Genomic DNA, 919 nt, shown 5'->3' on the forward strand with positions numbered 1-919 from the left:
CGCCGCTGATATGTAGGTGCTGCTTGTCAAGAGACAGGGGCGAGCGGTCCGCGGCCGGGTTGCCGTGGACCGCTCTTTCGTTCCCGTCGCCCGGTGGTGGCCGGGGCTGGCGCGTCGTGTTCGACGGCGCTGTCTGGCTGATATGCGCGGGTTGGGTACCGCAGGACGAGGTGTTCGGCTGGAGGGTGGCCGCTGGTCTAGCAAGGTCGGGCGTCGCCGGTGGTGGCCGGTTGCCCATAGCGGCGTCGCGGGTCTCCTCCACGCTGCCGAGCCGCTCGGGCACCGGTGGGCGTCGGGACGCTTGCTAGTCAGCGGGCCATGGGTGTTCCCGCTGCACGGGCGCGGCCAGGGACCAGCACCACCCGGCCAGTTCCCTGGCGACCGCGACGTCGGCGATGACGCGGCGCTTGTGGCTGGCCTCGAACTTCTCCCACTGGCGGTGCAACCGCTGGTTGCCCTGGTGCCCGCGGACCCTGGACGCCTCGTCGGCCTTGTCCCAGCGCGCCCGCATGTCCCGGGTGGCGGTCCGGTAGGGGCGCCGGTGGTGCCACGCGGCCTCGACGAGCAGGCGGCGCGCGTGGGCGTTCCCGGTCTTGGTGATCGAACCCTGGGACCGGGTGGCCCCGGAGGAGTGCTCGGAGGGGACGAGCCCGAGGTAGGCGCCGATGGTCTTGCCGGTGAAGCGGGTCCAGTCCCCGACCTCCACGGCGAGCCCGAAGGCGGTCAGCACGTTGATCCCGCGCAGGCACATCAACGCGTGGACGACCTCGGCGTAGGGTTCGGTCTCGGCCAGGGCGGCGACCCGGGCGTCGAGCCGGTCGCGCCGGTCCAGGGTCAGTTCCACGGTTTCCAGGCAGGTGTCGTAGGTGGCCTGCAGGGCGGGGTCCGCGAAGCGGTGTTGGTGCAGCCAGGTGTGGTG

At 72.0% G+C, this 919-nt stretch carries 1 protein-coding gene; it reads right to left on the minus strand.

What is annotated here, in order from left to right:
• Window positions 1-304 precede the first annotated feature (304 nt).
• Window positions 305-919: transposase (locus tag ACETWP_RS17270; RefSeq protein ID WP_373973528.1), on the minus strand; the 615-nt coding region annotated here is incomplete at its 5' end.

Source organism: Arthrobacter halodurans, assembly GCF_041877255.1.
GTDB classification, from domain to species: Bacteria; Actinomycetota; Actinomycetes; order Actinomycetales; family Micrococcaceae; genus Arthrobacter_N; species Arthrobacter_N halodurans.